This window comes from Candidatus Ozemobacteraceae bacterium (genome assembly GCA_035373905.1).
In the GTDB taxonomy this organism is placed as follows: Bacteria; Muiribacteriota; Ozemobacteria; order Ozemobacterales; family Ozemobacteraceae; genus MWAR01.
The window spans coordinates 107,960-114,048 of sequence record DAOSOK010000017.1 but is presented as its reverse complement, the minus strand read 5'-3'; the positions used below and the strand labels follow the sequence as shown (position 1 = coordinate 114,048).

Sequence of the window (6,089 nt, the reverse complement as noted above, 5' to 3'; positions counted from 1 at the left end):
AATCGATCCGGTGTCAAGCGCAAACTCGCTCTAGAACGCATAGTGAGAATTGCTGACTGCGCGGAAGTTTGAAGAGGGAAGGATGAAGTTTGAAAAAGGGAGAGGGACGGTGCGATGCGTTCGCCCTTCGACAGGATCAGGGCGAACGGGGGCATCATGGCGCAGGAAACAATAGTTCCTGAAATACGACCTGCCCGGCCGAGAGACTCGACGGGCAGGTCGATCGAGAGAGGGGGATTACTTCAGGTCGTGGTCGACGACGGCAACCATATAGCGGGAGGTATTGTTCATCGTGCGGCGGTCGACGGCGATCTTCACGTTGAAGGAGGCCGGCTTCGGGTGGCCGACGGTGAGGAAGGTGCGGTGGATGATCTCCTGCTTTTCGTTGGAGCAGAAGACGTCGAGGCGGATCTGCTTCGCGTTCTTGCGGAGATAGGCGAGGGCGGCCTTCTGGTCGACCGACAGGCCGGCTTCGTCGGCGTCGAGGTTCACGATCTCGGAAATCAGACCGGTGACTTCCCAATACCCGTCGATGAACGCCTTCTCGCTCTCGAGAACGCGGATCGTGGCGTCGACGATGATCAGTTCCTGCGTCTGGGCCATGCCCGCAACGGGGACGAGGGCAACGCAGAACGCGCAGAGAAGGGCGAGCAGACTGATGCGTGAAAACATGTGGTCATTCCTCCGGTAGCTGATTGAATTTTGAAATGCGACAACGCGAAACGCAATATGCATGCCACCTTGAAAAATGTTTATTCAAGCCTCTCTGCCGTTCATGGCTGCCGACTTTCCGTACACGGTGCCGAAAGATTCGGCACGTCCCGTGGTCTGAACCCCCGGAATGTTCGAATCCAATCACCGCCGTTGTCCCACAAGGGCGGGTTTGAAACCCGCCCCTACAACAGATGGTGCATCGGAATGTGACGGAAAATGGCCCTTGATGGAAAAGACTTCGGAGTTCGGAGCCGGCAGCCGAAAGACGAAGTGGTGCATTCTTTTTCTTCGACGAGAGAAACCTGAATCATGGCCGACAACAAGCGCCCGGCGATCATCCGCCTGACGGCTCTGGGAGCCGCTCTGGCGGTGATGCTTTGCATCTGCCCTCGGCCGGCGGCCGCCTCGCGGTTCACCGCTGCGTGGGATTACGACTCGAAGACCGCCATCGACAGCACGCGCAAGGACTCCTACACCGTCGAGTATCCCGCCCCCCTGTATGCGCCCGTCGCGAAGCCGGCGGCTTACGACAAGAGCTTCGTCAGCACGGTGCAGGATCTGAACTTCACCCTCCGCGGCGACCTGTCGGAGCGACATTTCATCGACGTCAGGGAGACGTTCCACTACCAGGGATATCGCCCCGAGGATGAGAAAGCCTTCGCCGTCGACACCTACAAATACTCGGCGCTCGACCACACGTTCGATTTGACCTACGGCCTCTCGGTCGGCGAGGCCGACCTCCTCATGCTCGATTACGTGAACGCCGCCTACCGGCTTCCGATCGAAAATATATTCAACTATACATCGAACATGGCGAAGATCCGGTACGACCACCGGGCGGGCGATCACACGGGTCTCGGCTTCGAAGGCTCGTACGAAGAGCGCGAATTCGCCGACGACCGCGACGCGAACTACGAGGAGGGCAATCTCTCGATCGACCTCTCGGCGTTCCTGCCCGAGCGGCTTCACTACACGCCGGTCAGCAACTCGATCCGCGGCGAGCGCTCGACGTTCGAACGTATCCCGACGGGCATGGCGACCCGGAAAGCCGTCAACGCGTATACCGACTGGACCCGCCGCCCCGGCGAACCCGATCCGCAGGCCCGATTCGTCTCGCGCGTCGCCCGCGGAGCGCTGTATCTCGGCCTCACGGGGAATCTGAAACGACAGCGCCGGACGACGATCGACAACGGGTTCGATCAGCCTTCCGGCACCTTCCGCGCGACGTACGAGGCGAACCGCCAGACCAGCCTGACGCTCGAGGAGACGTATTCCTCGCGCAGGCACGACAAGGAATCGGATGCCTATTCCCTGTTCAACCACGATTCGAACAGACTTTCGCTTTCCGGGCAGTACCGGCCGTCCGAACGATTCCTGCACCTGATGACCCTGTATGACGAGCGGTATCTCCACTCCACACACGAGGAGCACGATTACCGCGTCGACGCGTTCCTGTGGGAAAACTATTTCACCGGGCGGCGCACCGCAGCCAGTCTGAATCTCAAGGCCACCAGGACCAGATACGGAACGCCCCGGGCCTTTTTCGCGGATTCCGACGAGTATCAGATGCTTTTCGGCTACGACTACCCTTTCACTCCGACCTGGCTGCTTCACCTGAAGGACGAGTGGCTCGACACGAAATACGACCAGTTCGAAGATCTCGTGCTGTCGTCGAACACGCGGCACACCTGGCGCGTCGGCGTCGAAAAGCAGCTGTCGACCTCCCAGAGCCTCGAACTCGGCTACCAGAGCCGCCGCGAACGACACACCACCCATACCGCGAACAACATCACCGAGAAATCGCTGATTTTCAGCTGGCTCTCGAACTTCTGATCGTTCCGGCGTTTCACGCGCCGGGTCATCGTCGTTTCCCTCTGCGTTCCACCTCCCGCACGCTTCGTGTGAATCCGGAAATTGTCTCCCGGAATTCGGGGCTTTTGAGTTGAGGGTCCGCATCTCTCTGTGATAAACTCAGGCGGCTTATGCTGTCTTTGCTCGTGCTGGGGGTGATGACCCGGGAGATCCGCGCGTCCGATCTGCGGTCTCTGACGTCGTCCGCCTGCTGCGAGGGAGACGGTCAGACGGCCGTGATCTGCAATGCCTCCGGTCTCTTCGGAACCGGCGGCCGACCGGCGGGTCACGTCGAACGGCTCTTTGACAGTGGAATCGACGTTATCACGCTCGGGGCGAAATCCCTGGCGAGGCCTGCCGTGCGCGAGTTTCTGGCCTCGGACAATCCCGCGAGACCGATCATCCGGCCGTTGAATCTCCCTCCCGGAGCCCCCGGAAAGGGGTCGGTGAAGCTGGAAACTCCCGCCGGAGCCTGCTGGATCGTCTCGCTCGACACCGGAGACGACCGTTTTCCCGTCGAGCCGGCGTGGGAAACGCTCATCCCGTTCGAGCGTTCGCTTCCCGACCGACTGCCCATAGTGATCGACATCCACGGCCCCGGTCTGGAGCTGAAGCAAGCGCTCGCATGGCGTGCCTCCCCTCTTGGCAGGCCGATCCACGTGATCGGAACCGGTCTGGGCTGCATCGCGGGCCATCCTACCGTTCGAAACGGCCGGGCATGCGTTCCCGATGCGGGTGTCGCAGCCGAAGAGTCGGCGATCAACGGCATCCCGCCAGACGCCTGGTGGCAGCATCGAGAACATCTGCGGGGAGGCTCATCGCTGCCTCCGGAACGGGTTCTGATCGATGCGGTCAGACTTCACCTCGCCGAGAACGGCCGGGCGGATTCGCTCGAACGCCTGCGTCTCGTGGCGAACCCGTGAAACAAAACGTCGATTCCATTGAACGGATGGAAATATGGTAAAATCTGCTCGGGCTCGCGTTCAACGCAGGCCGTTGCTCAAGGAGAAAAAAACGGGTGGTCGAAGCTTCCGGCGGTGACGTGGTGCAGGTCCTTTACAAGACCCAGCGCGACATTCTCGCCAACGCCAAAGATTCCGACTCGCTGCTTGCCATTCTCAGCAAGGCGGCCCGCGAACTGTCGGGCCAGCCGGGGTTTGCCGTCCTGTTTTACGACGTCGCCTCGAAGCAGACGCGTGTGCGCTTCTCGGACGGCTTCGACGCCGCTTCCCTGACCGCCTACTGCAAATCGTTCACCGCCGCAAAGCTCGGCAATCTGCCGATCTCCAGCGAAATCGTCTCGACCCTGGAAGGCAGCCGCCGGTATTTCATCCCGATCGGCGACGAGCTGCTGCCGTTCGGCGCGCTGATCCTGCCCGTCACCGAGACGCGCACCTTCGATTACGGCATCGACGAGTTCCGAAGCATCGCCGCCGACGCGATCGGCCGCTTCATGGAAGTCGAGCTCGTCAAGCTCCAGATGGCCGAACTGGCGACGTTGCTCGAGATCGGCAAGGCGATCAGCTCGACCCTCGACCTGAACGACCTGCTGCGCAAGATCATGCAGATGGCCACGAAGGTCATGCGATGCGAAACATCGACCGTCTATCTCGTCGACCGGCAGACCAACGAACTGTATTTCCACATCGTTCAGGGCGACCCGAACGTCGGCTCCAAGCTCCAGGAGATCCGCCTCCCGATGGGAACCGGCCTCGCAGGCTGGTGCGCCAAGGAGAACAAGCCCGTCATCGTGCCCGACACGGCGAAAGACCCGCGGTTCTTCAAGGGCGCCGACAAGAAATCGGGCTTCGTCACGCGGTCGATGATCTGCGTGCCGATGCGCCTGAAAGACGAGGTGATCGGCGTCCTGCAGGTTCTCAACCGCACCGGCGACATCCCGTTCAACGATCACGACGTCGAGATTCTCGAGGCGCTCGCGAACCAGGCGGTGTCGGCCATCGACAACGCGCGGCTGTATGAGAACATCCAGAAGGTCTACCTGTCGACGATCGAGGTTCTCGCGACCGCGATCGACGCGAAAGATCCGTACACGCAGGGCCATTCCCGGCGCGTCACCCAGTATTCCGTCGCCATCGCCGAAGAGATCAACATGAACCGCAAGGAGATCGACGCGGTTCGATACGCCGGTCTGCTTCACGACGTCGGCAAGATCGGCATCAACGACAGCATCATCCGGAAGCCGTCGCGGCTGACCGACGAGGAATACGCGATCATCAAGAAGCACCCCGAAATCGGCGCCAAGATCCTGCGCCCCGTCGATTTTCTCGCCGACAAGGTGCCCGGCGTCAAGCATCACCACGAGTATTACGACGGACGCGGCTACCCCGACCACCTCAAGGGCGAGGAGATCCCGCTGATCGCGCGCATCATCTGCGTCGCCGACGCGTTCGACGCCATGACGACCAACCGCCCCTACCGCAAAGGACTCAGCTTCAACACCGCCGTGGCGGAGTTGAAAAAATTCTCGGGGAAGCAGTTCGACCCCGGCTGCGTCGATGCGTTCCTGCAGGCGTTCGAGAAAAAGTTGTTCCAGTATTTCGAGAAGGTCGGCGATACCGGCGACATGGTCCTCAAACAGGACCCGGCCGAGGCCGAGGAAAGCCACGGCCCCGCCGGCGGCAGTCTCGAAGGACAGCCGTATCCGCCCATGATGGCGATCGGCAACACCCCGTCCTCGCAGCCGTACCCGCCGATCATCCCCGCCGGTAACGAGCCGCCCGGCAAGGGAACGCCCTCGTCCCAGCCGTATCCCCCGGTCATCCCTCCGGGAAGCGAGCCCGCCGCAAAGGGAACGCCCTCATCCCAGCCGTATCCCCCGGTCATTCCCGCCGGAAACGAAACGTCGGCGAAAGGCGCGGAGGCACCGAAGCCCGACCCATCGGGCACCGAAAAGAAGTAGTCGCTAAAATATATCTATAGTTATATCGAAGCCCGGCCGGAGTTCCGGCCGGGCTTCGGTTTTCTGCGGAGTGCGAATGCGGGATTCGATCAGCGATCCGGGTTGGTTTCGCTCGAGCGGAGATTGATGAAGATGTCGAGAAGTGTCCGGCCGAACGCGATCATGTCGGGCCTGTATCCCTGCTTCACGAGCAGTTCCTCGGACTCGCGCCATTTCGTCTGCCGCTCGGCGAGCTGCTCGGGGGTCTCGCTCGACCATTTGTCGAGCTGGAGCGCGTTCACCACCATTTCGCCGAGGACCGCGAGTTTCTGGGGGGTCATGAACAGGCGACCGTCCTTCCAGATGCCTTTCGCCCAATTCATGTGGAGGCTGATCTCTTCGGGAAGGCGGACGGTGGGGTTGTCCTCGTAGGGTTCGACGATCAGGTCATGCTCGCAATGCGGGCAGGGGAAGCGCTCTCCCGGCCGGAACGTCTCCGAAAACATCTGATTGTGACACAACGGGCACTGAACGGACTGCATGCGACTGCGTCTCCTCTCTGAATCAAACCCTGATTTCCGTCGGACTTCGCAAATTCTACCACGGCGCCCCCTCCCGGAAAACC

At 61.1% G+C, this 6,089-nt stretch carries 5 protein-coding genes; 3 read left to right on the top strand and 2 right to left on the bottom strand.

Going from position 1 to position 6,089, the window contains the following annotated elements:
• Positions 1-237: 237 nt before the first annotated feature.
• Positions 238-672, bottom strand: coding sequence for a hypothetical protein (locus tag PLU72_10385; GenBank protein ID HOT28588.1), 435 nt, complete (start codon positions 670-672; stop codon positions 238-240).
• A gap of 351 nt (positions 673-1,023) precedes the next feature.
• Here PLU72_10385 and PLU72_10380 point away from each other — a divergent pair, with 351 nt between their 5' ends.
• The 3 genes from PLU72_10380 (at position 1,024) to PLU72_10370 (ending at position 5,485) form a co-directional block, all read left to right on the top strand.
• Complete coding sequence (locus PLU72_10380) at positions 1,024-2,547, top strand: hypothetical protein (protein HOT28587.1); 1,524 nt, start codon at positions 1,024-1,026, stop codon at positions 2,545-2,547.
• 149 nt (positions 2,548-2,696) lie between these two features.
• The gene (locus PLU72_10375; protein ID HOT28586.1) at positions 2,697-3,488 is read left to right on the top strand and encodes a YmdB family metallophosphoesterase; all 792 of its coding nucleotides are present in this window, start codon (positions 2,697-2,699) and stop codon (positions 3,486-3,488) included.
• Positions 3,489-3,583: 95 nt separating this feature from the next.
• On the top strand, positions 3,584-5,485 hold the full coding sequence (locus PLU72_10370; GenBank protein ID HOT28585.1) for an HD domain-containing protein: 1,902 nt from the start codon (positions 3,584-3,586) through the stop codon (positions 5,483-5,485).
• An 89-nt stretch (positions 5,486-5,574) separates the two neighbouring features.
• Here PLU72_10370 and PLU72_10365 read toward each other — a convergent pair whose 3' ends face one another.
• Complete coding sequence (locus PLU72_10365; GenBank protein ID HOT28584.1) at positions 5,575-6,006, bottom strand: hypothetical protein; 432 nt, start codon at positions 6,004-6,006, stop codon at positions 5,575-5,577.
• Positions 6,007-6,089: the final 83 nt, after the last annotated feature.